Annotated in this window: 2 protein-coding genes; both read left to right on the top strand. The window is 62.1% G+C overall.

Annotation, left to right across the window (positions count from 1 at the left end):
• Positions 1-206: energy transducer TonB (locus sphsw_RS19010; RefSeq protein ID WP_152555521.1), on the top strand; the 206-nt coding region annotated here is incomplete at its 5' end.
• 51 nt (positions 207-257) lie between these two features.
• Positions 258-1,033: MotA/TolQ/ExbB proton channel family protein (locus sphsw_RS15325; protein WP_031441370.1), on the top strand; the 776-nt coding region annotated here is incomplete at its 3' end.

Raw genomic sequence — 1,033 nt, 5'->3', positions numbered from 1 at the left:
CGGTCGCGATGCGCTGGGACATTAATGCCCAGGGTCGTGTCGAGAACTGCACCGTGACGTCGTCGAGCGGTTCGCCTGCTCTCGATCGGGCAGCCTGTGCTGCGATGACGCGACGTGGTCGCTACTCGCCGGCGCTCGATCAGGCCGGGAACCCGATGCGTTCGAGTGCGACGCAGCGTATCCGGTGGACGTTGCCGGAAAATTAATCTGCGTCTCGGCGCACTTAGACCAACGAATCTTAAGAGGATCATCCGACCATGTTCACCACTATCCTTGCCGCGGCGGCGCCCGCAGCAGCCGAAGCCAACCCGTACGGCCTCGAAGCGGCACTTCGCGAAGGCGGTCTCATCTCCCAGACCGTGTTCGGCATTCTGGTGCTGATGTCGGTGGTTTCGTTCTACATCCTGTTCTCCAAGCTGTTCGAGCAGCAGAAGATCATCGGTCAGGGCAAGCGCGTCCGTCAGGCCTTCTGGTCGTCGAACAGCCTTCGCGAAGGTTCGGCCAAGCTCGAGAAGAACTCGGCCTACAAGCAGATCGTCGACGACGGTCTGGCCGCTCAGGAGCAGCATTCGAAGCTGACCGATCCGGTTGAGGCGCATGACTGGCTGCACGGCTCGCTCGCGCGTTCGGAAGCTGCGATCAACTCGAAGCTGGGTGGCGGTCTTGCCTTCCTCGCAACGGTCGGTTCGGTTTCGCCGTTCATTGGTCTGTTCGGTACGGTTATCGGCATCTACCGCGCACTCGTGAAGATCGGTGCATCGGGTCAGGCATCGATCGACAAGGTCGCAGGGCCGGTCGGTGAAGCACTGATCATGACCGCACTGGGTCTCGTCGTCGCGGTTCCTGCCGTGCTGTCGTACAACTGGCTGCAGCGTCGCAACAAGTCGATCGCAGAGGACCTGTCGGCCTTCTCGAACGACGTGCTCGGCTTCCTGGCATCGAACGGTGCCGTGCGTCCGATCACCGCTTCGGGCGTCAAGCCGGTTGTGGCTAAGCCTTCCACGGCGACCACGACTGCCGGTCAGACCGGTGG

Origin of the sequence: Sphingomonas sp. FUKUSWIS1 (genome assembly GCF_000733135.1) — a bacterium.
GTDB classification, from domain to species: Bacteria; Pseudomonadota; Alphaproteobacteria; order Sphingomonadales; family Sphingomonadaceae; genus Sphingomonas; species Sphingomonas aerolata.
This window is presented reverse-complemented; position numbering and strand designations above follow the sequence as displayed.